Origin of the sequence: Helicobacter pylori, from assembly GCF_021062735.1 — a bacterium.
Classification (GTDB): domain Bacteria; phylum Campylobacterota; class Campylobacteria; order Campylobacterales; family Helicobacteraceae; genus Helicobacter; species Helicobacter pylori_DN.
Genome location: NZ_JAHXLB010000003.1, coordinates 101,994 through 126,603, shown reverse-complemented (window position 1 = coordinate 126,603; position 24,610 = coordinate 101,994). Strand labels below are relative to the sequence as shown.

Sequence of the window (24,610 nt, the reverse complement as noted above, 5' to 3'; positions counted from 1 at the left end):
TAGGGCTTAAAATAACTCAAAAGTAAGGCTAGTGGATGAAAAAAGCGCTTTATTTAGGGGCTGTTGCGTTTAGCGTTATATTTAGCATGGCATCAGCCAATGAGCCAAAAATTGATTTTAACCCTCCTAATTATGTAGAAGAAACCCCCTCTAAAGAATTTATCCCTGAATTGAACAAGTTGGGGAGTTTGTTTGGGCAGGGTGAGCGCCCCTTATTTGCGGACAGGAGGGCGATGAAGCCTAACGATTTGATCACAATCATTGTCTCTGAAAAAGCGAGCGCGAATTATTCTAGTTCTAAAGATTATAAAAGCGCTTCAGGGGGTAATTCCACGCCCCCAAGACTCACTTATAACGGGCTAGATGAAAAAAAGAAAAAAGAAGCGGAGTATTTGGACGATAAGAATAATTACAATTTCACTAAATCCAGCAATAACACGAATTTTAAAGGCGGTGGCTCGCAAAAAAAGAGCGAAGATTTAGAGATTGTGTTGAGCGCTCGCATCATTAAGGTGCTAGAAAACGGGAATTATTTCATCTATGGGAATAAGGAAGTGCTAGTGGATGGGGAAAAGCAAATCCTCAAGGTGAGTGGGGTGATCCGTCCTTATGATATTGAAAGGAATAACACCATCCAATCCAAGTTTTTAGCTGACGCTAAGATTGAATACACGAATTTAGGGCATTTGAGCGATTCCAATAAAAAGAAATTCGCTGCTGATGCGATGGAAACCCAAATGCCTTATTAATAAAGAGCAAAGCCTAGCATGAGAGCGATCGCTATTGTTTTAGCCAGAAGTTCTAGTAAAAGGATCAAGAATAAAAATATTATTGATTTTTTCAATAAACCCATGCTCGCTTACCCTATTGAAGCGGCGCTAAATTCCAAGCTCTTTGAAAAGGTGTTTATCTCTAGCGATAGCATGGAGTATGTGAATTTAGCTAAAAATTATGGGGCGAGTTTTTTGAATTTGCGCCCTAAAATTTTAGCGGACGATAGAGCTACGACTTTAGAGGTGATGGCCTATCACATGAAAGAATTAGAATTAAAAGATGAAGATATTGCGTGTTGTTTGTATGGCGCTTCAGTATTTTTACAAGAAAAGCATTTAAGAAACGCTTTTGAGGCTTTAAAAGAAAATACGGATTATGTTTTCACATGCTCTCCCTTTAGCGCTTCGCCCTATCGTTCTTTTAGCCTTGAAAACGGCGTTCAAATGGCTTTTAAAGAGCATTCAAACACGCGCACACAAGATTTAAAAACGCTCTATCATGACGCAGGGTTGCTTTATATGGGGAAAGCTCAAGCCTTTAAAGAAATGCGGCCTATTTTTAGTCAAAATTCTATCGCTTTAGAATTATCGCCCTTAGAAGTCCAAGATATTGACACTTTAGAAGATTTAGAATTAGCCAAGATCAAATACAGCCGTTTAAAAAACGCATGCCAGTAAAAATTTTGTGCGATTGTTTTTTAACAAGCGGTTTAGGGCATGTGAGGCGTTGTGAAAAAATCCTTTCTTTTATAGAAAAATTAGGGGTTAAAGCGGATCTTTATTTACACCAGCAAAATAATATAAGCGCTTTTTTAGAGGGCGTTGGCAATGATGATTTTTTGATTACGGACAGCTATTGTTTAAATTCAAGGGATTTTTATCTTTTAAAAGAAAAAGCCAAAAGCCTTATGGTCATAGAAGATAAAGAGCATGCTAAGGGGTTTTACCCTAAAAACACCAAGATCCTAAATTTCACGCTGAACGCTTTAAAACACTACCATTATTTATCAAAAGATTATCGGTATTATTTGGGGGTGGGGTTTTACCCTATTGATATTCGCTTTGTCTATGAGCGCCCTATTAATACAGAAAATAAAGAAGTGCTAATCACTCTAGGGGGGAGCGAGCAAAAAACGCTCAAAGAGATAGTCAAAATTTTAGAAAATAAGGGCATGCATTTGCATATCATTTCACCTTATATCCCCAAAAATCCTCCCAAAAACACGCATTATTACAGCCCTTTAAGCCCTTTAGAGTTCAGTTCTTTGATGAAATTTTGCGCTTGCGCCATTAGCGCTGCAGGCCAAACCCTCTATGAATTAGCCCTTTCTCAAACGCCCTCTCTTATCATTCCCATTGCTTCTAATCAAATCCTTCAAAGCCAAGAATTTGAAAATTCAGGCATCTTCAAACAAACGAGTTTAAAAACTTTAGCTAGAGATTTTGAAAATTTACAAATTCAAAAAAACCAAGCCTGGGCAAAAACCCTGGCCTTTGGGAGTGAGCTAGATGGCGCATTAAGGGAGTTTTTAGAGATTTGAAAAAAAATTATTCTTATGGAAATATCCAAGCGATTGATTTTATCCATTTAAACGATGAAGAAAAGCTGTTGGTTTTAGAGTTTCGTAACCACCCAAACACTGCCTTATGGATGTATAGCACTTTTATTTCTTTAAAAACGCATTTGCAATTCATAGAAGATTTAAAAAACTCGCCCAACCACCGCTATTTTTTGTTTAAAGAAGAGGGCGTTTATTTAGGGGTTGGCTCTATCACTAAAATCAATTTTTTTCATAAGCATGGGTATTTGGGGATTTATAAAAACCCTTTTTTGAAAAATGGGGGAGAAACTATTTTAAAAGCTTTAGAATGCATCGCTTTTGAAGAGTTCCAGTTAAATTCTTTGCACTTAGAAGTGATGGAAAACAATTTCAAAGCGATCGCTTTTTATGAAAAAAACCATTATGAGTTAGAGGGGCGTTTGAAAGGCTTTATCTCTAAAGAAAAGGAATTTATAGATGTTCTTTTGTATTACAAGGATAAGAAAGGATATAACGATCAATTCTCTCTAAAACTTTAGGGCAAATTTCTAGTTTTAAATCCAATACGCTTAAAGGCAAGTTGCAATCTTGTAATTTGACGAGATCTTTTGAAGTAACCAATAAGGAAGTGGCGTTATTTTGATAAAACTCTTTTTCTAAAAGCTCCAAATCAAAAAGGGCATGGTCTTTAAAATACAATTTTTTAACCACTTCTTTAGGTAAAAACGCATCAAGCCTGCTAGGATTAGCGATAGCCGTTACTAAAAGCATGCGTTTGGTGGGGCGAGAAATAGAGGTTATTCTTTGATAATCCTTATCTTCGGTAATGACTAAATGGGCTTCTTTATAGCTTTTGATGCTTTCTCTATACAACCCGCTAGGCAAACAAAAAGGGTAGTAGGGGGGGACTTTAGGCTTTAAAAGCAAATTGAATTGGTTGAAATTAAACCTAAAACCATCGTCTAAAAACACGATCTTTGCCCCTAATTCAAGGGCTTTTAAAACGCCTAGCTCTCTTTTTTCGCTCACAATCACGCTCGCTTGTTTTAAATTTAAGGCTAAAAGATAAGCTTCATCGCCTGCTGTTTGTTGAGGAACTAAAATGTTTCCTTTAACGCTCACCACCACTAAGCCTTTAGAATCCCGTTGGTACCCCCTAGAGACAACCGCCACTTCTTGGTATCTTGGAGCGGTTTCTAAAATAAAGGGCGTTTTACCGCTTCCCCCAGCGATCAAATTACCGATGCTGATAAGGGGGATTTTAAAATCATGTTTTTTAGCGGTTTTTCGTTTAAGGGTGGCGATGCCTTGATAGATTAAAGAAAAAGGATAGAGCGCGAAAATCAACCCCTTTTGTAGGAGAGTTGGGTCATAAAAATAGCGTTCTAAAAAGGGTTTATCGCTTTTCATTTAGGGTTAAATCGTTTGGCGATGGCGGGTAATTCTAATTTAAAAGCGTTTTTTTGGATACGGCTTATGATATTTTTCACTAAAATTTCATCATAGCCTAATTGAGTGAGTGCTTCTGCATCAATGGGTTTTGTTTGAAACAACGCTTCAATATCCTTTAATAAAGGATCGATCACGCTATAAGGATAGCCCAAATCTTTTTCATCACTTTGGCCTACAAATAAATCCGCGCTAGGGGGCTTGTTTAAAATCTTTTTAGGGATATTTAAATAATAAGCGAGTTCATAAACTTCGGTTTTAAATAATTCCCCAATCGGGTTAATCGCACACGCCAAATCCCCAAATAAAGTGCCATAGCCTAGCATTCTTTCGCTTTTATTGCTCGTGCCAATGACTAAAGAATCGCTTTTTAAAGAATAATCGTATAAAAATGCCATGCGCAATCTTGCGCAAAAATTCCCCTTCCTAGTGAGGCTTGCGTCTTTAAAATGAGAATCAAAGATGGCGTCATAGGGAGCGATAGAATATTCTGTATAAGGGATAGAAAATTTTTCGCACAAATCTAAAGCGTCTGTTTTACTTTCTGGCATAGAGGCTGAAGAGGGCATTAAAAGGGCATGAGCGTTTTCTTTAAAAACTTTTTGGCATAGCACCCCAACGACCGCGCTATCTAGCCCCCCGCTCAGCCCGTAAACGACTTTTTTAAAGCCTCGTTTTTGCGCTTCTTTTTCTAAAAAATCGCATAAATAAGCGATGAGTTTTTGGTAATCTTTTTGCATGCCTTAAATTATAATAGAAAAAACGCATCGTTTAAGTGAAAAATTAGCTTTTCTTGCTATAATCATCGTCTCACTTCTTTAAAATCTTTAAAAGTGCTCGTAGCTCAGCTGAATAGAGCAACAGGTTGCGGTCCTGTAGGTCGGGGGTTTGAATCCCTCCGAGCACACCATTTTTTAACATTCTGCATGTTTTTAAACATTATCGCTCTCATTATGGTAAAATAAATACTTGCTTAAACACGCTAGGAGATTTGATTTTGGCATTACCCGTTTATTATGATAAAGACATTGATTTAGGCGTTATCCAATCCTTACAAGTGGGCATTATCGGCTATGGCGCGCAAGGAGAAGCCCAAGCGCTCAATTTGAGGGACTCTAAAGTAAAAGTGCGTATTGGTTTGTATCAAGGGAGTTTGAGCGTTTCAAAAGCAAAGGCAGAGGGTTTTGAGGTGCTAGAAGTCAAAGAGCTAGTCCAAAATTCTGATGTGATCATGGCACTTCTTCCGGACGAATTGCATAAGGAAGTGTTAGAAAAAGAAGTGATCCCTTTTTTAAAAGAGGGGCAAATTGTGGGCTTTGCCCATGGTTTTAGCGTGCATTTCAATCAGGTTGTTCTTCCAAAAGGCGTGGGTGCGATTTTAGTCGCGCCAAAAGGGCCTGGGAGCGCTTTAAGAGAAGAATACCTTAAAAATAGGGGCTTATACCATTTAATCGCCATAGAGCAAGAAAGCTCAAAAAATAACGCTAAAGCGGTGGCTTTAAGTTATGCTAAAGCGATGGGTGGAGGGAGAATGGGGGTTTTAGAAACGAGCTTTAAAGAAGAATGCGAGAGCGATTTATTCGGCGAGCAAGCGGTTTTGTGCGGAGGGTTAGAAGCGATTGTAAGAATGGGGTTTGAAACTTTAATTAAGGCAGGATACCCTGAAGAATTAGCCTATTTTGAATGCGTGCATGAAGTGAAATTGGTGGCAGATTTATTGCATCATAAGGGGGTAGAGGGCTTAAGGAAACACATTTCTAACACCGCTGAATTTGGGGCGATTAAAAATAGAGAGCCTATGGGAAATCTGTTAGAAAAACGCATGCAAAAAATCTTAAAAAAGATTCAAAACGGCTCATTCGCTAAGGATTTTTTACTAGAAAAGAGCTTGAATTATCCTAGGTTAAACACAGAGAGGAAAGCCCTTAAAGAAACTAAAATAGAACAAATTGGGGAAATCTTACGCGCCCCATTCAATCATAAAAAATAAATCATTAAAAGGAATCATATGGCAATAGTAGTTACTATCACTTCAGGTAAGGGGGGCGTGGGTAAAAGCACCACCACGGCTAATTTAGCGATCGGCTTGGCTGAGAGCGGTAAAAAAGTCGTAGCGGTTGATTTTGACATAGGTCTTAGGAACTTGGATATGATTTTAGGCTTAGAAAACCGCATTGTTTATGATGTGGTGGATGTGATGGAAAAAAATTGCAACCTTTCGCAGGCTTTGATCACGGATAAAAAGACTAAAAACCTTTCTTTTTTAGCGGCTTCACAAAGCAAAGATAAAAATATTTTAGATAAGGAAAAAGTAGCGATTTTAATCAACGCTTTAAGGGCGGATTTTGACTATATTTTGATTGACTCACCGGCTGGGATTGAAAGCGGTTTTGAGCATGCGATTTTGCATGCAGACATGGCGTTAGTGGTGGTAACGCCGGAGGTAAGCTCTTTAAGGGATAGCGACAGAGTGATTGGCATTATTGATGCGAAGTCTAATCGGGCTAAAAAGGGCATGGAGGTGCATAAGCATTTGATAATCAATCGCTTAAAACCCGAATTAGTGGCAAATGGCGAAATGATTTCCATAGAAGAAGTGCTTAAGATTTTATGCCTGCCTTTAATTGGGATCATTCCTGAAGACAGCCATATTATTTCAGCGACCAATAAGGGCGAGCCGGTGATTCGCACGGATTGCGAGAGCGCGAAAGCTTACCAACGCATCACCAGAAGGATTTTAGGCGAAAAAGTGGAATATGTGGAATTTAAGGCTAAAAGAGGCTTTTTTAGCACGTTAAAAGGGATATTTTCATGAGTTTGTTTGATTTTTTTAAAAACAAAGGGAGCGCGACCACTGCGACAGATCGATTAAAATTGATTTTAGCTAAAGAACGCACTTTAAATTTACCCTACATGGAAGAAATGCGTAAAGAAATCATTGCCGTTATTCAAAAATACACTAAATCTTCAGACATCCATTTCAAAACCCTTGACAGCAACCAGAGCGTGGAAACGATTGAAGTAGAGATCATACTGCCTAAATAGTTTGAAATGAAAAGTAATTTCCAATACAGTGCACTAGAAAATATCCCTAAAGCCTTTGACATTCTCAAAGACCCCCCTAAAAAACTCTATTGTGTGGGCGATACCAAGCTTTTAGAAGCGCCTTTAAAAGTGGCTATCATCGGCACAAGAAGACCCACCCCTTATAGCAAGCAACACACGATCACTCTAGCCAGAGAGCTTGCTAAAAATGGCACGGTTATTGTGAGCGGGGGAGCGTTAGGCGTGGATATTATCGCTCAAGAAAACGCCTTGCCAACAACGATCATGCTTTCGCCTTGCAGTTTGGATTTCATCTATCCTACGAACAACCATAAAGTGATTCAAGAAATTGCGCAAAACGGCTTGATTTTAAGCGAATATGAAAAAGACTTCATGCCCATTAAAGGCTCTTTTTTAGCCAGAAACCGCCTGGTGATCGCTTTAAGCGATGCGGTGATTATCCCCCAAGCGGATTTACAAAGCGGCTCTATGAGTAGCGCGAGATTAGCCCAAAAATACCAAAAACCCTTGTTTGTTTTACCCCAACGCTTGAATGAGAGCGATGGCACTAATGAGCTTTTAGAAAAAGGGCAGGCTCAAGGGATATTTAATATTCAAAATTTTATAAACACCCTTTTAAAAGACTACCATTTAAAAGAAATGCCTGAAATGAAAGATGAATTTTTGGAATATTGCGCCAAAAACCCGAGCTATGAAGAGGCGTATCTCAAATTTGGGGATAAGCTTTTAGAATACGAGCTGTTGGGTAAGATCAAACGCATCAATCATCTCGTGGTGTTAGCATGATTTTAGCATGCGATGTGGGGTTAAAACGCATTGGCATCGCTGTGCTTTTAAACGGCGTTGTCTTGCCTTTAGAAGCGATTTTACGCCACAACAGAAATCAGGCCTCTAGGGATTTAAGCGATTTGTTGAGGGAAAAAAACATTCAGGTGCTAGTGGTGGGCAAGCCCAATGAAAGCTATGCGGATACGAACGCACGCATTGAGCATTTTATCAAGCTTGTAGATTTTAAGGGCGAAATCGTTTTTATTAATGAAGATAATTCTAGCATAGAAGCTTATGACAATTTAGAGCATTTGGGTAGGAAAAATAAGCGACTCGCTATTAAAGACGGCCGGTTAGACTCTTTGAGCGCTTGCAGGATCTTGGAGCACTATTGCCAGCAGGTTTTAAAAAATCATTAGGGATAAATTCTCATTTAAAAATACCCCCTATCCCTTAAGAGAATGAGTTTTATTATAAAAATTGAAGTTTAAAAACCCCATTTGTGAAATTAAAAGGTTCTAGTCATCAATATTTGATTATAATAAAGTCTAAATTTTTTAATAAAAGGGAGAGCGTCATGCTAGAAAGTTTCAAAAAAGCGATTTTTAGGGCTTTGTGTTTGTGCTGTGTGTTGATTGGGGGGGGTTAATGGCAGAGCCAAACCCTGAAGAGCTTGTTGATTTGGGTATGCTGAGTTATGACAAGCAAGATTTTTCTAAAGCTAGGAAGTATTTTGAAAAGGCATGCGATTTGAAATATGGTAGGGGTTGTAATAATTTAGGGGTGCTTTATAGAGATGGTCAAGGGGTGGAAAAAAACTTAATAAAAGCCGCTTACTTTTACTCTAAAGCATGCGATTTGAATATTGGTGATGGGTGTAAGAATTTAGGGGTGTTATATACTACTGGTCGAGGCGTAGAAAAGGACTCAACAAAAGCCGCTCAATTCTGTTCTAAAGCATGCAATTTGAATAATAGTTGGGGGTGTGGTTTTTTAGGTTTTCTATATGAATATGGTCAAGGGGTGGAAAAAGACTTAATAAAAGCCGCTTACTTTTATTCTAAAGCTTGCAAATTAGGGGAACAAAAGGCATGCGAGTCGCTCAAAGAATTGAGATAAGGGACAAAAAACATGCGATAGCCTCACCTAGAAACTATCCCACAAAAGCCCTATTTTATGGGGTTAAGAGCATCGCCAAAATGCCCCCTATTCTTTTAAGAAGACATTTTACTAGAGAGTTTTAATCTTTTTTTGGTATTCTTTTAGGGGTCATTAGTCTTAAAAACTTTTTAAAAACGGATAATAATGAAGATCATGCATCAAGTCAAGGATTTTTTAGATTTTTGCAAACAAACGATCCACAAAAATTCTAATGAAGCGTTTCAAAAAACCAAACGAGTGCTTTTTAAAGAAAAATCTCAAAAAATCAGGGAGCAAGCGGTTAAAATCGTAGAAAAACGCTTGGCAAAAGAGGGCATGCAACTGAGCGATTTTAATGAAGAAGAATTAAAAATCATGTTTGAAGCCGAAGAAAAAAGGTTGTTAGAGCAAATCCACGCTAAAGAATTGAAAGAAAAGCAAGAAAAAACCACCAAGCATTTTAAAGAAGTTTGGGAAAAGGGCGACAATGAACAAGAAAAATAGCGTAATTTCTGGTTTAATGAATTTTTTTAGCGAAAAGAATGAACGCTGGCTATTAGCCCATAGGCACACGAGAGGGTTTGTGATTGTGGCGTGGCTTTTTCGGTTTAAAAGCATTGCGTTTTCTATTCTGATCACTTTGTTGGTGATTTGGGTGGATATTTGGGTGTATAGCGATGTGCGTCAGTTTTTATTAGACACTTCTAGCTCGTTTGTTTGGCTTTTAATCGCTTTGTTGATCAAATGGGGCGTGATTGTTATAAGTGTGCGCAAATGCTACCAATTCAGCCAAAAAATGTTTGCACTCATTCAAAGAAAAAGGCAAATCAGAGAGAATTTAAAAAACCGCTCCAATCGCAAAGACGCTAAAAATTTTGAAAAACTCTCCAACATCGCTGAAGAAATCATTTCAAAAAAACAAGAAGAGTCCCACCACAAAGAAGATTCTAATGATGAAAACCATAAAGACAAGCTTTCTAGTATTACTGAAGAAATGATTCTTAAAAAACAAGAGGAATTGAAAGCTAGAAAGGATAAGGGGGATTAAAAAAAGCATATAAAAAATCTTAATCAAAACCCCCCCAAAAAGAAAATAATCAAAAAATAATCAAAAAATAATCAAAAAATAATCAATAAAAGCAATCAGGGGATAATCAATAAAAAAGGGATCAATCTTTTAAAAACGGCATGAATCGTTTGGGCATGGGGGAGGTGATCTCATAGATCGCCCCCTTAAATTCAAACCCCAAACGAAACGCATGGAGCATGAGTAATGGGGCGTTGTTTTCACGCTTCAATTGAAGGTATCCTCTCGCTTCTTCATCAGCCACCCCATAAAGCCCCTCGCCCACGATCCTATGCCCCACGCTGCTCAAATGCAAGCGGATCTGGTGCGTACGCCCGGTGAGTGGGGTGATTTTGAGTAAGCTTATATCCAAAAAAGAGTTATAGCTTAAAGGCTCAACAAGCGTGATTGAAGGCTTGCCTAAAGGAGAAATTTTAGATCGAATGCGCAAGTCTTTTTGAATGTTTTGTGGCGTTAGAATGGGTTTGTCTATGACGATACTTTTATCAACCAACCCATGCACTAGCGCTAAATAAGTTTTTTTTACTTTTTTTTGCATGAAAAGCGCTTTTAAATCCTTAGCGCTTTGTAAGGTTTTACCCGCTAAAACTAACCCGCTCGTTTCATAGTCCAGTCTGTGGGCTGGGTGGGCGTTTTTGCTAAAATGCGATTGGATACAATCTAATAAGCTTTCATGGTAAAAATAGCCTTTAGGGTGGGTATAGACTTGAGCGGGTTTGTCAAACACGCCAAAATCTTTGGTCTCAAAAACAAGCGCTTGAGTTTTTTCATTAGGCTTGAAATGAATCAAGCGAACGACCCCTTGAATCATTTGAGATTTACGCACGGCTTGTTGGTTATGTTTTAGGCGTTGTTTGTCAAGGTGTCGTTGGGCTTCTTTTAAAGAGCATTTTAAAACATCGCGCACAAAAAACAAGGCTTTGGTGGGTTTTAAAATTTCAAATTCTTCTTCAACAAAAGGCACTACAACAAACTTTTAACAAACATTTTAGGCTCATTAGAATACTCATCTAATTCCACGCTAAAAATCGCACTCACCTTTTCGCCTGCTTTCAAAAACCGCTCAGTGTTAAAATAAATAGCCTCTTTGACGCATTCTTTATCCTTAAAACGCAAAACCTGGTGGCTTTCTTTAATGATTTTTTCTTCTATGACTTCTAAATTTTGTGCTTGAAAGAGCGGCTCTGGGTTTTCTTGCCCATAAGGTTCGCCCGCTTCTATAATCTCTAAAAGCTCTCTGTCAATGTCTTTTAATTTGAGCGTTAAAGGGGGTTCTGTTTTACAAAAAGGTAAGACTTTAAAATCAAAATTTTCTAAAGTTTCAAAGAGCGAGATGATATTGTTTTTTCCAACGCTCAACCCGCAAGCTTGCCTATGCCCTCCATAGCCGAGCAACAAAGAAGAAACCCCATTCAAAGCGTCAATCAAATCAATATTTTGAGAGCTACGAGCGCTCCCTTTATACACCCCTTCTTTAAAGGTAAAAACCAGGCTTGGCTTTTGAGTGGCTTCCACTAATTTTGAAGCCACGATCCCCAGCACGCCCTCATGCCAATTGTCCTTAAAAGCGACGATGATTTTTTCTCCAACCATCGCATGCTTAAAGGCTTCTTCAAAAACCTGCTGTTGGATCATTTTACGCTTCAAATTGCATGCTTTCAAGCGTTCATACAAAAAATAGCCATCTTGAAAATTACTCGCGCTTAAAAAATCTAAAGCCATTTTCGCGTCTTGCATGCGCCCTGCGGAGTTGATTAAGGGGGCGATACTAAAAGAAATATCGCTCGCTTTTAAAGAGCGTTTTCTAAAAACTTCTCTTTGGCGCAAAAACCCCATCGCCCCTAAGGATTCTTTTTGCAAAAAATACAAGGCTTTAGAAACTAAAAAGCGGTTAAAAAAAGTCAAAGGCATCATATCAGCAATAGTCGCCACACCCGCTAAGCACAGCAACTCGCTAGAATGGCTTTTTTCTTTTCCTAAAAGCTGATGGATCCCATAGCATAAATAAAACGCCACTAACGCCCCGCACACTTCCTTTTGGATAAAATCACAATCCGGTTGCTTGGGGTTGATCACCGCATAAGCGTCTGGGACTTCATCATGGTGTAAGCAATGGTGATCTGTGATGATAAGGGTGTAATTTTTTTCTTTGCAAAATCGCGCGGCTTCAAAAGCGTTAATCCCGTTATCCACCGTGATGATTAAAGGGGCGTGGTGTTTTTCTAAAAATTTTTTAGAAATCCCATAGCCATCAATGAAGCGATTAGGGATTGCAATGCGGACATGCTTATAATTCAGGCTTTCAAAGAATTTTGCCATGATAGTAGAGCTAATCACGCCGTCAGCGTCATAATCGCCCACCACTAAAATTTCTGTGTTTGCACGCATGGCTTCTATGATTTTGAGTGCGGCTTTTTTCAAGTCTTTGAATAAAAAGGGGCTAGGAAACCCTTTTTCATTATAAGCGATAGAGACCACTCGCTCTTTGATTTGAGCTTTAAGCTTTTGTTTCATTTGTTAGATTAGGATTTAGAAAGAGCACTCTTAATGAAATCCAAAATAATAGGGTTAGGGCTTTGCAACCTGGAGGTGAATTCCGGGTGGAATTGCACCCCCACAAAGAACGGGTGATCTTCTAACTCAATCGCTTCAATCAAATGATTCGCTCCAAAACCCACCACTTTCAAGCCCTTATTTTCCCACTCTTGGCGGTATTTGGGGTTGATTTCATAACGATGGCGGTGTCTTTCTTTAATGCTAGGCTTTTTATAAGCTTTTTCTAACAAACTATTTGGCACGATTTCGCATTCGTATTCCCCTAATCGCATGGTGCCTCCTAAAGGCGAATTATAGGTGCGCACCTGTTTTTGGTGGTTTTGATCCATAAAATCTCCAATCAAATACACCACAGGGTATTCGCAGCGTTGGTTAAACTCCGTAGAGTTAGCCCCTTTTAAACCCAAAACATTGCGACAAAATTCAACGATCGCTAATTGCATGCCCAAACAAATCCCTAAAAAGGGGAGTTTTTCTAACCTAGCTCTTTGAATGGCGCAAATTTTGCCCTCAATCCCCCTTTCTCCAAAGCCTCCAGGCACTAAAATCGCATCAACGCCCTCTAAATTAGTCTTTTCATTAAAATTCTCGCTATCTAGCCATTCAATATTGACTTGCGCATCCAAATGCGCGCCCGCATGGATTAAGGCTTCAATCAAGGATTTATAAGATTCTTTTAAACTTAAATACTTGCCCACAAAACCAATTTTGACTTTGTGTTTAGGAGCGATAATCTTTTCTACTAAAGTGTTCCAAGCCGCCATTTTGGGGTGTAGTTTATTCAAATTAAAGCGTCTGGCAATGGGGGTTAAAATGCCTTCTTGCAAGAAAAGAATGGGGCATGCGTAAATGCTTTTAGTGTCTGTGGCGACAATCACGCTGTCTTGTTCCACATCGCAACTCAAAGCGATTTTATTTTTCAATTCTTTATCCAAAGGCTTAGGCGATCGCGCCAAAATGATTTGAGGGGTTACGCCAAGACGCCTTAATTCTTGGACGGAATGTTGCGTGGGTTTGGTTTTTAATTCGTTAGTGGTTTGGATATAGGGGATCAAGGTTACATGCACATTGATGACTTTTTCATTCCCTAATTCCAATTTAAGCTGGCGGATCGCTTCCAAATAAAACATGCCCTCCATATCGCCCACGGTTCCGCCCACTTCCACGATTAAAAAATCCAACCCCTTAGCCGCGCTTTTAATGCGCCTTTTGATTTCATCGGTTACATGGGGGACGATTTGAATGGTTTTGCCTAAATATTCCCCTTTCCTTTCCTTTTCTATCACGCTTGAAAAAATCTGTCCGGTAGTGAAATTATTCAACCTTGTTAAATTCCTGTTCAAAAAGCGTTCATAATGCCCTATGTCTAAATCCGTTTCAGCGCCATCGCTAGTTACAAACACTTCCCCATGCTCTAAAGGGCTCATGGTGCCTGGATCAATATTGATATAAGGGTCAATCTTCAAAATAGAAACCTGGTAATTGCAATGCTGCAAAAGCGTAGCGATTGAAGAAGATGAAATCCCTTTCCCTAGAGAGCTTAACACGCCCCCTGTAACGAATATAAATTTGGCTCTATCCATAAGTTATTGCGTTCCTTTGATTTTTACTTCTCACATTGTAGTCTAAAAAGGGTTAAAAAGCTTTAAAAGAGGGCAAAAATTAAAGCGATTTCAAAAAAAAAAAAAAAAAACAATTTCAGTTTCTTATTAGCTAGGTTTGATTAAAATGAAAAGCTTTTATGTGTTTAAACTTCATTGTCTTAAAACTTTTAAGAGCAATTTTAAAGTTCGTTGGCGTATAATATCCATTTTGAATGAACTACTAAAAAGGTTTTAAATAATGGCTGAAAATTCTTTCAAAAATGTTTCCACACAACCCAAAGCATTTTTTTTATTACCAGTGAAAACCCTGTTTCTTTTAGGAGGCGTTTTTAGTGCGTTTTTTATCCTTATTGCTGGCTTAGTTTTTTTTGATTACACTAATTCAATGGATAATGCCATTTTTAGCTTGATGCGTTCAAATTCTTCTAACCCTATTTTAGATCAAACGCTCCAACGCATTGTTTTTTTAGGCTCTTTTCAATTCGTGTTGCCTTTGAGCTTGTTAGTGGGGGTGTTTTTAAGCCTGTATCGCAGAAACTTAGCGCTTGGGGTGTGGTTTGTGCTGAGCGTGGTTATATTTGAAGCTCTTTTAGAATCTTTAAAACACCTTTTTACGCATTTTGTTCAATGGCTTTCGCACAGCGCTAATTTCCCTAACGCTACTGCGCTTTCTTTAATGCTATTTTATGGGTTGCTTGTTTTATTGATACCCCACTTGATCACGCATCAAATATTTCAAAACATTCTTTCTTGTAGTTTGCTTGGTTTGATTCTTTTAATAGACTTAGCGCTGATTGTTTTAGGGGTGTCTTTTAGCAGTGTTTTAGGAGGGTTTTGTTTAGGGGCGTTAGGGGCTTGTTTTTCCATAGGGATTTATTTGAGCGTGTTTCAAAAGATCTAAGCGAACGGCTTAAAAGAATGAAAATTTTATCAAGGTTTTAATATTGGATTTAAAGGTATTATTGCAACGGATTGTTGATTTTTTCATCAAGCTCAATAAAAAGCAAAAAATCGCCCTAATCGCAGCTGGGGTTTTAATCACCGCTTTGCTTGTGTTTTTATTGCTCTATCCCTTTAAAGAAAAAGACTACGCGCAAGGGGGTTATGGGGTTTTATTTGAAGGCTTAGACTCTAGCGATAACGCTTTAATCTTACAGCACCTCCAGCAAAACCAAATCCCTTATAAAGTCTCCAAAGATGACACCATTCTTATCCCTAAAGATAAAGTGTATGAAGAAAGGATCACTCTGGCTTCTCAAGGGATCCCTAAAACGAGTAAAGTGGGCTTTGAAATCTTTGACACTAAAGACTTTGGGGCGACTGATTTTGATCAAAATATCAAACTCATTCGCGCCATTGAGGGCGAATTGTCGCGCACGATTGAAAGTTTAAACCCCATTCTTAAAGCCAATGTGCATATTGCAATCCCTAAAGACAGCGTGTTTGTGGCTAAAGAAGTCCCTCCTAGCGCTTCGGTGATGCTCAAACTCAAGCCTGACATGAAGCTTTCACCCACTCAAATTTTAGGGATTAAAAATTTAATCGCTGCAGCTGTGCCTAAACTCACGATAGAAAATGTGAAAATCGTGAATGAAAACGGCGAATCAATAGGCGAGGGCGATATACTAGAAAACTCCAAAGAATTAGCCCTAGAGCAATTGCATTACAAACAAAATTTTGAAAACATTTTAGAAAATAAGATTGTCAATATCTTAGCCCCTATTGTGGGGGGTAAAAACAAGGTGGTCGCAAGGGTCAATGCGGAGTTTGATTTCAGCCAAAAGAAAAGCACTAAAGAGACTTTTGATCCCAATAATGTTGTAAGGAGCGAGCAAAATTTAGAAGAAAAAAAAGAAGGTGCTTCTAAAAAACAAGTCGGCGGCGTGCCGGGGGTTGTGAGCAATATCGGGCCTGTGCAAGGATTGAAAGACAATAAAGAGCCAGAAAAATACGAAAAGTCTCAAAACACGACCAATTATGAAGTGGGTAAAACCATTAGCGAGATTAAGGGCGAGTTTGGCACTTTAGTGCGTTTGAATGCGGCGGTTGTGGTGGATGGCAAGTATAAAATCGCGCTTAAAGATGGGGCAAACACTTTAGAATACGAGCCTTTGAGCGATGAATCGCTTCAAAAAATCAACGCTCTAGTGAAACAAGCCATTGGCTATAACCAAAATAGAGGCGATGATGTGGCGGTGAGTAATTTTGAGTTTAACCCTATGGCGCCTGTGATTGATAACGCTACTTTGAGCGAAAAAATCATGCACAAAACTCAAAAAATCTTAGGCTCATTCACGCCTTTAATCAAGTATGTTTTGGTGTTTATAGTGTTATTTATTTTCTATAAAAAAGTGATTGTGCCTTTCAGCGAACGCATGCTAGAAGTGGTGCCTGATGAAGATAAGGAAGTGAAATCCATGTTTGAAGAAATGGATGAAGAAGAAGATGAGTTGAACAAACTGGGCGATTTGAGGAAAAAAGTAGAAGATCAATTAGGGCTTAATGCAACCTTTAGCGAAGAAGAAGTAAGATACGAAATTATTTTAGAAAAAATTAGGGGGACCCTTAAAGAGCGTCCTGATGAAATCGCCACGCTCTTTAAACTCCTAATCAAAGATGAAATCTCTTCAGACAGCGCGAAAGGTTAAAAAAGGTTAAAAATGGCAACCAAGCTTACCCCCAAACAAAAGGCTCAATTAGACGAACTTTCCATGAGTGAAAAAATCGCTATTTTACTCATTCAAGTGGGCGAAGACACCACAGGCGAGATTTTAAGGCATTTAGACATTGACTCTATTACAGAGATTTCTAAGCAAATCGTGCAATTAAACGGCACGGACAAGCAAATCGGTGCGGCGGTTTTAGAGGAATTTTTTGCGATTTTTCAGTCTAACCAATACATCAATACCGGCGGTTTAGAATACGCTAGAGAGCTTTTAACCAGGACTTTAGGGAGCGAAGAAGCCAGAAAAGTGATGGACAAACTCACTAAAAGCTTGCAAACGCAAAAAAACTTCGCTTATTTAGGCAAAATCAAGCCCCAACAACTCGCTGATTTCATCATTAACGAACACCCTCAAACCATTGCCTTGATTTTAGCCCACATGGAAGCCCCTAATGCGGCTGAGACTTTGAGCTATTTCCCTGATGAAATGAAAGCTGAGATTTCTATTAGAATGGCGAATTTAGGCGAAATATCGCCCCAAGTGGTTAAAAGGGTTTCCACGGTGTTGGAAAACAAACTAGAATCGCTCACTAGCTATAAAATTGAAGTGGGTGGCTTGAGAGCGGTGGCTGAAATCTTTAACCGCTTAGGCCAAAAGAGCGCTAAAACCACGCTCGCTCGCATTGAAAGCGTGGATAACAAACTCGCCGGTGCGATTAAAGAAATGATGTTCACTTTTGAAGACATAGCCAAACTAGACAATTTCGCTATCAGAGAGATTTTAAAAGTAGCGGATAAAAAAGATTTGTCTTTGGCACTAAAAACTTCTACCCAAGATTTAACCGATAAATTCTTAAACAACATGAGCAGTCGGGCAGCAGAGCAGTTTGTAGAAGAAATGCAATATTTAGGGGCAGTCAAAATCAAAGATGTGGATGTAGCCCAAAGGAAAATCATTGAAATCGTGCAGAGCTTGCAAGAAAAAGGCGTGATCCAAACCGGTGAAGAGGAAGATGTCATTGAATAGCCGTAAAAACTTGATCCAAAAAGACCATTTGAATAAGCATGACATTCAAAAATACGAATTTAAGAGCATGGCAAACTTACCCCCTAAAACTAATCCTAATGGCGCGTCTTTAGAAACGCCTAGCCCGCAAGAGCCTTTGGAAAAAAAAGCGATAGAAAACGATTTGATTGATTGCTTATTGAAAAAAACCGATGAGCTTTCAAGCCATTTAGTGAAATTGCAAATGCAATTTGAAAAAGCCCAAGAAGAGAGCAAAGTTTTGATTGAAAACGCTAAAAACGATGGCTATAAAATCGGCTTTAAAGAGGGCGAAGAAAAAATGCGTAACGAGCTCACTCATAGCGTGAATGAAGAAAAAAACCAGCTTTTGCATGCGATCAGCGCTTTAGATGAAAAAATGAAAAAATCAGAAGATCATTTAATGGCTTTAGAAAAGGAACTGAGTGCGATTGCGATAGATATAGCTAAAGAAGTGATCCTTAAAGAAGTGGAAGACAACAGCCAAAAAGTGGCCCTAGCTTTGGCTGAAGAGCTTTTAAAAAATGTTTTAGACGCAACGGATATTCATTTAAAAGTCAATCCCTTGGATTACCCTTATTTAAACGAGCGTTTGCAAAACGCTTCTAAAATCAAATTAGAGAGCAATGAGGCTATTTCTAAGGGAGGCGTTATGATCACTAGCTCTAACGGGAGTCTTGATGGGAATTTAATGGAGCGCTTTAAAACGCTCAAAGAAAGCGTGTTGGAAAATTTTAAGGTGTGATTTTGCAAAATAAAACTTTTGATTTAAACCCTAATGATATTGCAGGCTTGGAGTTGGTGTGTCAAACGCTGCGCAGTCGTATTTTAGAAGTGGTGAGCGCTAATGGGGGGCATTTAAGCTCTTCTTTAGGGGCTGTGGAGCTGATTGTAAGCATGCATGCCTTATTTGATTGCCAAAAAAACCCTTTTATTTTTGACACTTCGCACCAAGCTTACGCTCATAAGCTCTTAACCGGGCGTTTTGAAAGCTTTAGCACTCTAAGGCAATTTAAAGGTTTGAGCGGCTTTACTAAACCCAGCGAGAGCGCATACGATTATTTCATTGCCGGGCATAGCTCCACTTCGGTGTCTATAGGCGTGGGGGTGGCTAAAGCTTTTTGTTTGAAACAAGCGCTAGGCATGCCTATAGCTTTATTAGGCGATGGAAGCATTAGTGCAGGGATTTTTTATGAAGCCTTAAACGAATTGGGCGATAGGAAATACCCCATGATCATGATTTTGAACGATAATGAAATGAGTATCAGCACGCCTATTGGAGCTTTGTCTAAAGCCCTTAGCCAGCTGATGAAAGGCCCGTTTTACCAGTCTTTCCGCTCTAAAGTGAAAAAAATCTTAAACACCTTACCTGAAAGCGTGAATTACTTAGCGAGTCGCTTTGAAGAATCTTTCAAGCTCATCACCCCGGGCGTGTTTTTTGAAGAATTAGGCATTAACTATATAGGGCCTATTAATGGGCATGATTTGAGCGCGATTATTGAGACCTTGAAATTAGCCAAAGAGCTTAAAGAACCGGTGCTAATCCATGCGCAAACCTTAAAAGGCAAAGGCTATAAGATCGCTGAAGGGCGCTATGAAAAATGGCATGGGGTGGGGCCTTTTGATTTGGATACCGGCTTGTCTAAAAAATCCAAAAGCGCGATTTTATCGCCCACTGAAGCGTATTCTAACACCCTTTTAGAATTGGCCAAGAAAGATGAAAAAATCGTAGGCGTAACCGCAGCGATGCCTAGCGGCACAGGATTAGACAAACTCATTGACGCTTACCCTTTGCGCTTTTTTGATGTCGCTATCGCTGAACAACACGCCCTAACTTCTAGCAGCGCTATGGCTAAAGAGGGGTTTAAACCTTTTGTGAGTATCTATTCTACTTTTTTGCAAAGGGCTTATGATTCCATTGTGCATGACGCTTGCATTTCTAGCCTACCGATTAAATTGGCCATTGATAGGGCTGGGATTGTGGGCGAAGATGGCGAGACGCACCAAGGGCTTTTAGACGTGTCGTATTTGCGCTCTATCCCTAACATGGTCATTTTTGCCCCACGAGATAATGAGACTTTAAAAAACGCCGTGCGTTTTGCTAATGAGCATGATTCAAGCCCTTGCGCGTTCCGCTACCCTAGGGGGTCGTTTGCACTAAAAGAGGGGGTTTTTGAGCCTAGCGGTTTTGTTTTGGGGCAAAGCGAATTGTTGAAAAAAGAGGGCGAAATTTTACTCATTGGCTATGGTAATGGCGTGGGGCGGGCGCATTTGGTCCAACTGGCTTTAAAGGAAAAAAACATAGAATGCGCGCTTTTGGATCTCAGGTTTTTAAAGCCCTTAGATCCAAATTTAAGCGCAATCATTGCCCCTTATCAAAAGCTCTATGTTTTTAGCGATAATTACAAGCTTGGGGGGGTGGCTAGCGCGATTTTAGAGTTTTTGAGCGAACAAAATATTTTAAAGCCTGTTAAAAGCTTTGAAATCATTGATGAATTTATCATGCATGGGAACACCGCTTTAGTGGAAAAATCCTTAGGCTTAGACACAGAGAGTTTGACTGAGGCTATTTTAAAAGATTTAGGACAAGAGAGATGAAAACAAAAGCGCCAATGAAGAATATCCGCAATTTTTCCATTATCGCTCACATTGACCATGGTAAAAGCACTTTAGCGGATTGTTTGATTTCTGAATGCAACGCTATCAGTAATAGAGAGATGAAGAGCCAAGTGATGGACACGATGGATATTGAAAAAGAAAGAGGCATTACGATTAAGGCTCAAAGCGTGCGCTTGAATTACACTTTTAAGGGGGAGGATTATGTTTTAAACCTCATTGACACCCCAGGGCATGTGGATTTTAGCTATGAAGTGTCGCGCTCTTTGTGTTCATGCGAAGGGGCGTTATTGGTGGTGGATGCCACTCAAGGCGTGGAAGCGCAAACCATCGCCAACACTTATATCGCTTTAGATAACAATTTAGAGATTTTACCGGTGATCAATAAAATTGATTTGCCTAATGCGAATGTTTTAGAGGTCAAACAGGATATAGAAGACACGATAGGGATTGATTGCTCTGGCGCTAATGAAGTGAGCGCTAAAGCTAAGCTTGGCATTAAAGATTTGTTAGAAAAAATCATTACAACCATTCCTGCCCCTAGCGGTGATTTTAACGCTCCCTTAAAAGCGCTCATTTATGATTCATGGTTTGACAATTATTTAGGGGCGTTAGCACTAGTGCGTATCATGGATGGGAGCATCAACACCGAACAAGAAATTTTAGTGATGGGAACAGGTAAAAAACATGGCGTTTTAGGGCTATACTACCCTAACCCTTTGAAAAAAATCCCCACCAAAAGTTTAGAATGCGGCGAGATTGGCATTGTGAGTTTGGGGCTAAAAAGCGTTACTGATATTGCGGTGGGTGATACGCTCACAGACGCTAAAAACCATACCCCTAAACCCATTGAAGGCTTTATGCCGGCTAAACCCTTTGTTTTTGCGGGGCTTTACCCTATAGAAACGGACCGGTTTGAAGATTTAAGAGAAGCGTTATTGAAACTCCAGCTTAACGATTGCGCTTTAAATTTTGAGCCTGAAAGCTCGGTAGCACTTGGCTTTGGCTTTAGGGTGGGCTTTTTAGGGTTATTGCACATGGAAGTGATTAAAGAAAGGCTGGAAAGGGAATTTGGCCTTAACTTAATCGCTACCGCTCCCACGGTGGTGTATGAAGTGCATTTGACGGATAATAGCATCAAATATGTCCAAAACCCTAGCGAATTGCCCCCTGAAAATTGTATCGCTTGCATCAAAGAGCCTTTTGTGAGGGCGACGATCATCACGCCGAGTGAATTTTTGGGTAATTTAATGCAGTTATTGAACAATAAAAGAGGCATTCAAGAAAAAATGGAATATTTAAACCAGTCTCGTGTCATGCTCACTTATTCCTTGCCGAGCAATGAAATTGTGATGGATTTTTATGACAAGCTCAAATCTTGCACGAAAGGGTATGCGAGCTTTGATTATGAGCCTATAGAAAACAGAGAGGCTCATTTAGTGAAGTTAGATGTGAGGGTGGCAGGCGATGTGGTGGATGCGCTTTCTATCATTATAGATAAAAATAAGGCGTATGAAAAGGGGCGAGCTTTAGTGGAAACGATGAAAGAGCTTATCCCAAGACAGCTTTTTGAAGTCGCTATCCAAGCGAGCGTGGGGAATAAAATCATCGCCAGAGAGACGATTAAATCTGTCGGTAAGAATGTAACGGCTAAGTGCTATGGGGGCGATATTACACGAAAAAGAAAACTCTTAGAAAAGCAAAAAGAGGGCAAGAAACGCATGAAAGCTATCGGTAAAGTGGAGCTTCCCCAAGAAGCGTTTTTAGCGATATTAAAGATTGATTAGGGCGTTTAGCTTCTATGGCAAAACATAAGAACTATGAAATTTTAAATCTCATAGGCTATGCTTTGGCAAAATTTGATAATGACTTTATTAAAGAATTTGGTTTTTCTACTAAAAATACTTTTTTTGAATATTGCGTCCAAATTGGCCTAGCTGACACGACTGGCGTTATCAAAAATCGCATGGATTTATTTGATTATTTTTTTCCTAACAAACGCAAAGGCTGGTGGCAAAAAGGCAATGCCTATATCCATAGAAAATTATGGATTGATAGCTTGTTTAAAGATGAAGACGCTAAAGGTTTTAGCCATATTGTGAAATTATTTTTACAAGAACAATATGGCATTCAACTAGACATTACCCCTAACGCTTACCTTAAAACCCGCTATAAAAGCATGCAAGAAACAGGCTTAGAGGCAGAGTTATATTTTTTAAACCACTATAAAAATATAGAAGTGTTTTCTTGTGGGAGTTTAAAAGACATGCGTCTTTTTGGCGATGGGTATGACTTCTATATTCAAACCAACAAGCAGGCGTTTTTAGTGGAAGTTAAGGGGATTAGAGAAAAGCAAGGGACATTGAGATTGACTCAAAAAGAATACGATCAAGCGCAAACTTATAGCCATGATTATGTGCTTGTAGTGGTATTGAATTTGAGTAAGAAACCCTATCTTTTATCTGTTGTTAATCCTTTAGAGCGTTTAGAGTTTAAGGCATGCGAGAGAAAGCAAAAAAGCATTTTAGAATACCACTTAGTAGGGCAAATAAAATAACTTTGAATTTTACAGGAGGCTATAGGAGTGGGGTTCAAATTGATAGGAATGCCCCTAAACGCACTTACAAATACACCAAAAAAGATTGCGATTTGATTTTAGGGATAGACACTCGCACGAGCGAATGCTATATTATCCCTATTGAAGACACACAAGAATGGGGCAACACAAAGAGCTTGTCGCAACTCCAACACTATAAAGAGAATTGGCAAATTTTGATTGACTTGGCGTTGGAGTAAGAATATAAAACTACATTCACAAACAAGAAAAAAGATTTCTTTAGATATAGTGTTGGTTATGCCAAAAAGATAAAATCAAATTGGACTTAAAAAATAAAAGCTCTCGCTCACACACCGCCTATACCAGCGCTTTAAAGAATGACTTGCTCTTACACCCTAATTTAGTGGAAGCAGAAAGAAATTTTTTACAAGCTTTTGGAATGGCTCTATCTTAAAATGAACGCTAACAATCAAGTGGGTAATCAAAAAACTTGATTGGGGCGATAAAAACATTAAGGAAACTAGAAACCATTGGGACACTCCCTAATCATTACAGAGACGGCATTAACTGTAGCGTCCTTAATGGGATGTCCTACCACAAACGAGCTTAAAACACAAGAGCCATAACAAGAAAAATGGGGGCGTTGCTTACAGAATACCACAATAAAGAGCGTTTTTAAACAACAAACGAAATAATTAAAAATTGAATTATTGTTGAGTAGCTAGCGGCTATAAAGAGAAGCTTGCGTTACCGTCTACTTTGCAAGCGATTACAAAAGAAAAGGCATTTAATTCTTTAAACTCTTTTAAAACTAATCTTATATAAAAAAGATTAACAAGGCTTTTAAAAAGCGTCATTAGGGAGTTAAGGTATCGTAAAAACCCTCCTATGGATTTTAAAATCGCCAAAAGTTTAAGCTTTTGTAGCGAGTTTGTTGATCGCTTCAGCGTTCATGTCATCTTGATGGGTTTTTAGCACTTTAGAATACATGTCCAAAAAGCGGTTGATTTCAATTAAAGTGCTCATCTCACGCACCGCATTGACATTGCTTTTTTCTAGCATGTATTGCCTTAACGCGCCAGAGTCAGAGACTTGATGAATGCCTTCGCCCTGATAAGTATAAAGGTTTTGCCCTATTTTTTTAAGGTTTTTAGGTTCGCTAAAACTCACTAAAGCTAACGCGCCCGCTTGAATTTGGGCTTCATTATCCCTAAAAGTGATTCCGCCATTTTGATTAACTTCAATTTCAGCGTCAGGCATGAGCATGATCCCTCCTTTTTCGTTCAATCCAGAGCGTGAAAGCACCTTAAAGCCATTAAGAGTAACTAAAAAGCCGTCTTTATCAACGCTGAAATGCCCGTCTCTAGTATAGGCGACGCCCTCATTAGTTTGTATTGCAAAATAGAGGTTAGGGCTTGTTAGGGCAAAATCTAGGGGGTTATGCGTTTCTTCAAACGCGCCAAGGCTTCTATCCGTATAGATTTCTGATAAAATAGGCACACGATTGAGATTGCGGTTTAAATACTTCGCGCTCGCTTTGGTTTGATCTTCTAAGGGCAGTTGCTCTCGGTATTGTTGGTAAAGCCTTAAAAAATCGCCTGTAATCGCATCGTCTCTTTTAAAGCCATTGGTGTTTAAATTAGCTAAATTATTAGAAGTTAAATCCAAGCGGTTAAATTGTGTCGCCATAGCTCCCGTGGCCGCATAATACCCATTTTGCATGCAAGAATCCTTTTAAAAGAA

27 protein-coding genes, 1 tRNA gene and 1 pseudogene are annotated in these 24,610 nt (G+C 39.1%); 23 read left to right on the top strand and 6 right to left on the bottom strand.

The features are described from left to right. The first annotated feature begins 35 nt into the window (after positions 1–35). From flgH to pseH, 4 genes are read left to right on the top strand one after another with little or no spacing between them, the layout of a single operon-like run. Complete coding sequence (flgH, locus tag KX581_RS02750) at positions 36–749, top strand: flagellar basal body L-ring protein FlgH (protein ID WP_001921802.1); 714 nt, start codon at positions 36–38, stop codon at positions 747–749. A gap of 18 nt (positions 750–767) precedes the next feature. After that, the gene (gene pseF, locus KX581_RS02745) at positions 768–1,451 is read left to right on the top strand and encodes a pseudaminic acid cytidylyltransferase (RefSeq protein WP_180629212.1); all 684 of its coding nucleotides are present in this window, start codon (positions 768–770) and stop codon (positions 1,449–1,451) included. Next, positions 1,442–2,314, top strand: a complete 873-nt coding sequence (locus KX581_RS02740; protein WP_231175517.1) for a CMP-N-acetylneuraminic acid synthetase — start codon at positions 1,442–1,444, stop codon at positions 2,312–2,314. The genes pseF and KX581_RS02740 overlap by 10 nt, the downstream gene beginning before the upstream one ends. Beyond that, a complete protein-coding gene (gene pseH, locus KX581_RS02735) occupies positions 2,311–2,853 on the top strand; it encodes a UDP-4-amino-4,6-dideoxy-N-acetyl-beta-L-altrosamine N-acetyltransferase (protein ID WP_120873406.1) in 543 nt (180 codons plus the stop codon). Before KX581_RS02740 ends, pseH begins: the two co-directional genes overlap by 4 nt. Here pseH and KX581_RS02730 read toward each other — a convergent pair. Continuing rightward, positions 2,786–3,724 carry a tetraacyldisaccharide 4'-kinase gene (locus tag KX581_RS02730; protein ID WP_231175516.1) on the bottom strand — a complete coding sequence of 313 codons (939 nt, stop codon included), beginning with the start codon at positions 3,722–3,724 and terminating at the stop codon, positions 2,786–2,788. The genes pseH and KX581_RS02730 overlap by 68 nt on opposite strands. Further along, positions 3,721–4,503, bottom strand: coding sequence for an NAD+ synthase (locus tag KX581_RS02725; protein ID WP_231175515.1), 783 nt, complete (start codon positions 4,501–4,503; stop codon positions 3,721–3,723). Before KX581_RS02725 ends, KX581_RS02730 begins: the two co-directional genes overlap by 4 nt. Positions 4,504–4,596: 93 nt before the next feature. Between KX581_RS02725 and KX581_RS02720 the strand changes: the two genes are divergently transcribed. The 9 genes from KX581_RS02720 (at position 4,597) to KX581_RS02680 (ending at position 9,785) form a co-directional block, all read left to right on the top strand. Then, positions 4,597–4,673 (top strand) — tRNA-Arg (locus KX581_RS02720). 87 nt (positions 4,674–4,760) lie between these two features. Beyond that, complete coding sequence (gene ilvC / locus KX581_RS02715) at positions 4,761–5,753, top strand: ketol-acid reductoisomerase (RefSeq protein WP_231175514.1); 993 nt, start codon at positions 4,761–4,763, stop codon at positions 5,751–5,753. 18 nt (positions 5,754–5,771) lie between these two features. Continuing rightward, complete coding sequence (gene minD, locus KX581_RS02710) at positions 5,772–6,578, top strand: septum site-determining protein MinD (protein WP_231175513.1); 807 nt, start codon at positions 5,772–5,774, stop codon at positions 6,576–6,578. Beyond that, entirely contained in the window at positions 6,575–6,808 is a 234-nt protein-coding gene (gene minE, locus KX581_RS02705) for a cell division topological specificity factor MinE (RefSeq protein ID WP_000051425.1), read from the top strand. The genes minD and minE overlap by 4 nt, the downstream gene beginning before the upstream one ends. 6 nt (positions 6,809–6,814) lie before the next feature. Further along, a complete protein-coding gene (gene dprA, locus KX581_RS02700) occupies positions 6,815–7,615 on the top strand; it encodes a DNA-processing protein DprA (protein WP_219025788.1) in 801 nt (266 codons plus the stop codon). Continuing rightward, positions 7,612–8,016 (top strand): Holliday junction resolvase RuvX, encoded by a 405-nt coding sequence (gene ruvX, locus KX581_RS02695; protein ID WP_231175512.1) that lies wholly within the window; start codon positions 7,612–7,614, stop codon positions 8,014–8,016. The genes dprA and ruvX overlap by 4 nt, the downstream gene beginning before the upstream one ends. A gap of 229 nt (positions 8,017–8,245) precedes the next feature. Then, positions 8,246–8,716, top strand: a complete 471-nt coding sequence (locus KX581_RS02690) for a tetratricopeptide repeat protein (protein WP_120871649.1) — start codon at positions 8,246–8,248, stop codon at positions 8,714–8,716. Between the two features lie 186 nt (positions 8,717–8,902). Continuing rightward, positions 8,903–9,241 (top strand): hypothetical protein, encoded by a 339-nt coding sequence (locus KX581_RS02685; protein WP_000699898.1) that lies wholly within the window; start codon positions 8,903–8,905, stop codon positions 9,239–9,241. Next, a complete protein-coding gene (locus tag KX581_RS02680) occupies positions 9,225–9,785 on the top strand; it encodes a hypothetical protein (protein ID WP_231175511.1) in 561 nt (186 codons plus the stop codon). The genes KX581_RS02685 and KX581_RS02680 overlap by 17 nt, the downstream gene beginning before the upstream one ends. 121 nt (positions 9,786–9,906) lie before the next feature. On the opposite strand, the gene KX581_RS02675 is transcribed toward KX581_RS02680, so the two are convergent. From KX581_RS02675 to pyrG, 3 genes are read right to left on the bottom strand one after another with little or no spacing between them, the layout of a single operon-like run. Then, a complete protein-coding gene (locus KX581_RS02675; protein ID WP_231175510.1) occupies positions 9,907–10,788 on the bottom strand; it encodes an RluA family pseudouridine synthase in 882 nt (293 codons plus the stop codon). Beyond that, positions 10,788–12,338 carry a single-stranded-DNA-specific exonuclease RecJ gene (gene recJ, locus KX581_RS02670; RefSeq protein WP_231175509.1) on the bottom strand — a complete coding sequence of 517 codons (1,551 nt, stop codon included), beginning with the start codon at positions 12,336–12,338 and terminating at the stop codon, positions 10,788–10,790. The genes KX581_RS02675 and recJ overlap by 1 nt, the downstream gene beginning before the upstream one ends. 8 nt (positions 12,339–12,346) lie before the next feature. Beyond that, positions 12,347–13,963 (bottom strand): glutamine hydrolyzing CTP synthase, encoded by a 1,617-nt coding sequence (pyrG, locus tag KX581_RS02665; RefSeq protein WP_180593240.1) that lies wholly within the window; start codon positions 13,961–13,963, stop codon positions 12,347–12,349. A gap of 259 nt (positions 13,964–14,222) precedes the next feature. Between pyrG and KX581_RS02660 the strand changes: the two genes are divergently transcribed. The 10 genes and pseudogenes from KX581_RS02660 to KX581_RS08400 all read left to right on the top strand — a co-directional run bounded on the left by KX581_RS02660 (position 14,223) and on the right by KX581_RS08400 (position 23,566). After that, positions 14,223–14,885: a phosphatase PAP2 family protein gene (locus KX581_RS02660; protein WP_231175508.1), complete on the top strand. Its 663-nt coding sequence runs from the start codon at positions 14,223–14,225 to the stop codon at positions 14,883–14,885. Positions 14,886–14,928: 43 nt separating this feature from the next. After that, positions 14,929–16,632, top strand: a complete 1,704-nt coding sequence (fliF, locus tag KX581_RS02655; protein WP_231175507.1) for a flagellar basal-body MS-ring/collar protein FliF — start codon at positions 14,929–14,931, stop codon at positions 16,630–16,632. Between the two features lie 12 nt (positions 16,633–16,644). Continuing rightward, positions 16,645–17,676 carry a flagellar motor switch protein FliG gene (gene fliG / locus KX581_RS02650; RefSeq protein WP_000201859.1) on the top strand — a complete coding sequence of 344 codons (1,032 nt, stop codon included), beginning with the start codon at positions 16,645–16,647 and terminating at the stop codon, positions 17,674–17,676. After that, entirely contained in the window at positions 17,663–18,439 is a 777-nt protein-coding gene (gene fliH / locus KX581_RS02645) for a flagellar assembly protein FliH (protein WP_212874171.1), read from the top strand. The genes fliG and fliH overlap by 14 nt, the downstream gene beginning before the upstream one ends. Positions 18,440–18,441: 2 nt before the next feature. Next, entirely contained in the window at positions 18,442–20,292 is a 1,851-nt protein-coding gene (gene dxs / locus KX581_RS02640; RefSeq protein ID WP_231175506.1) for a 1-deoxy-D-xylulose-5-phosphate synthase, read from the top strand. Positions 20,293–20,306: 14 nt separating this feature from the next. Next, the gene (lepA, locus tag KX581_RS02635) at positions 20,307–22,097 is read left to right on the top strand and encodes a translation elongation factor 4 (RefSeq protein WP_231175521.1); all 1,791 of its coding nucleotides are present in this window, start codon (positions 20,307–20,309) and stop codon (positions 22,095–22,097) included. Positions 22,098–22,111: 14 nt separating this feature from the next. Beyond that, positions 22,112–22,867, top strand: a complete 756-nt coding sequence (locus KX581_RS02630) for a protein NO VEIN domain-containing protein (protein ID WP_180754874.1) — start codon at positions 22,112–22,114, stop codon at positions 22,865–22,867. 2 nt (positions 22,868–22,869) lie between these two features. After that, the gene (locus KX581_RS02625; RefSeq protein WP_001011849.1) at positions 22,870–23,106 is read left to right on the top strand and encodes a hypothetical protein; all 237 of its coding nucleotides are present in this window, start codon (positions 22,870–22,872) and stop codon (positions 23,104–23,106) included. An 80-nt stretch (positions 23,107–23,186) separates the two neighbouring features. Continuing rightward, on the top strand, positions 23,187–23,321 hold the full coding sequence (locus KX581_RS08245) for a hypothetical protein (RefSeq protein ID WP_000364519.1): 135 nt from the start codon (positions 23,187–23,189) through the stop codon (positions 23,319–23,321). Positions 23,322–23,357: 36 nt separating this feature from the next. Beyond that, a pseudogene (locus KX581_RS08400) lies at positions 23,358–23,566 on the top strand (hypothetical protein). A 213-nt stretch (positions 23,567–23,779) separates the two neighbouring features. On the opposite strand, the gene KX581_RS02620 reads toward KX581_RS08400, so the two are convergent. Beyond that, positions 23,780–24,589 (bottom strand): flagellar hook-basal body protein, encoded by an 810-nt coding sequence (locus KX581_RS02620; protein WP_231175505.1) that lies wholly within the window; start codon positions 24,587–24,589, stop codon positions 23,780–23,782. Positions 24,590–24,610: the final 21 nt, after the last annotated feature.

Bases quoted from the DNA above. Each gene is read 5' to 3' on its own strand.
- KX581_RS02680 (WP_231175511.1), top strand. From the start codon at position 9,225: ATGAACAAGAAAAATAGCGTAATTTCTGGTTTAATGAATTTTTTTAGC.
- minE (WP_000051425.1), top strand. From the start codon at position 6,575: ATGAGTTTGTTTGATTTTTTTAAAAACAAAGGGAGCGCGACCACTGCG.
- fliG (WP_000201859.1), top strand. From the start codon at position 16,645: ATGGCAACCAAGCTTACCCCCAAACAAAAGGCTCAATTAGACGAACTT.
- KX581_RS02740 (WP_231175517.1), top strand. From the start codon at position 1,442: ATGCCAGTAAAAATTTTGTGCGATTGTTTTTTAACAAGCGGTTTAGGG.
- KX581_RS02690 (WP_120871649.1), top strand. From the start codon at position 8,246: ATGGCAGAGCCAAACCCTGAAGAGCTTGTTGATTTGGGTATGCTGAGT.
- recJ (WP_231175509.1), bottom strand. From the start codon at position 12,338: ATGAAACAAAAGCTTAAAGCTCAAATCAAAGAGCGAGTGGTCTCTATC.
- minD (WP_231175513.1), top strand. From the start codon at position 5,772: ATGGCAATAGTAGTTACTATCACTTCAGGTAAGGGGGGCGTGGGTAAA.
- pyrG (WP_180593240.1), bottom strand. From the start codon at position 13,963: ATGGATAGAGCCAAATTTATATTCGTTACAGGGGGCGTGTTAAGCTCT.
- dprA (WP_219025788.1), top strand. From the start codon at position 6,815: ATGAAAAGTAATTTCCAATACAGTGCACTAGAAAATATCCCTAAAGCC.
- KX581_RS02725 (WP_231175515.1), bottom strand. From the start codon at position 4,503: ATGCAAAAAGATTACCAAAAACTCATCGCTTATTTATGCGATTTTTTA.
- pseF (WP_180629212.1), top strand. From the start codon at position 768: ATGAGAGCGATCGCTATTGTTTTAGCCAGAAGTTCTAGTAAAAGGATC.
- KX581_RS02620 (WP_231175505.1), bottom strand. From the start codon at position 24,589: ATGCAAAATGGGTATTATGCGGCCACGGGAGCTATGGCGACACAATTT.
- KX581_RS02630 (WP_180754874.1), top strand. From the start codon at position 22,112: ATGGCAAAACATAAGAACTATGAAATTTTAAATCTCATAGGCTATGCT.
- fliH (WP_212874171.1), top strand. From the start codon at position 17,663: ATGTCATTGAATAGCCGTAAAAACTTGATCCAAAAAGACCATTTGAAT.
- lepA (WP_231175521.1), top strand. From the start codon at position 20,307: ATGAAGAATATCCGCAATTTTTCCATTATCGCTCACATTGACCATGGT.
- KX581_RS02660 (WP_231175508.1), top strand. From the start codon at position 14,223: ATGGCTGAAAATTCTTTCAAAAATGTTTCCACACAACCCAAAGCATTT.
- KX581_RS02730 (WP_231175516.1), bottom strand. From the start codon at position 3,724: ATGAAAAGCGATAAACCCTTTTTAGAACGCTATTTTTATGACCCAACT.
- KX581_RS02685 (WP_000699898.1), top strand. From the start codon at position 8,903: ATGAAGATCATGCATCAAGTCAAGGATTTTTTAGATTTTTGCAAACAA.
- flgH (WP_001921802.1), top strand. From the start codon at position 36: ATGAAAAAAGCGCTTTATTTAGGGGCTGTTGCGTTTAGCGTTATATTT.
- ruvX (WP_231175512.1), top strand. From the start codon at position 7,612: ATGATTTTAGCATGCGATGTGGGGTTAAAACGCATTGGCATCGCTGTG.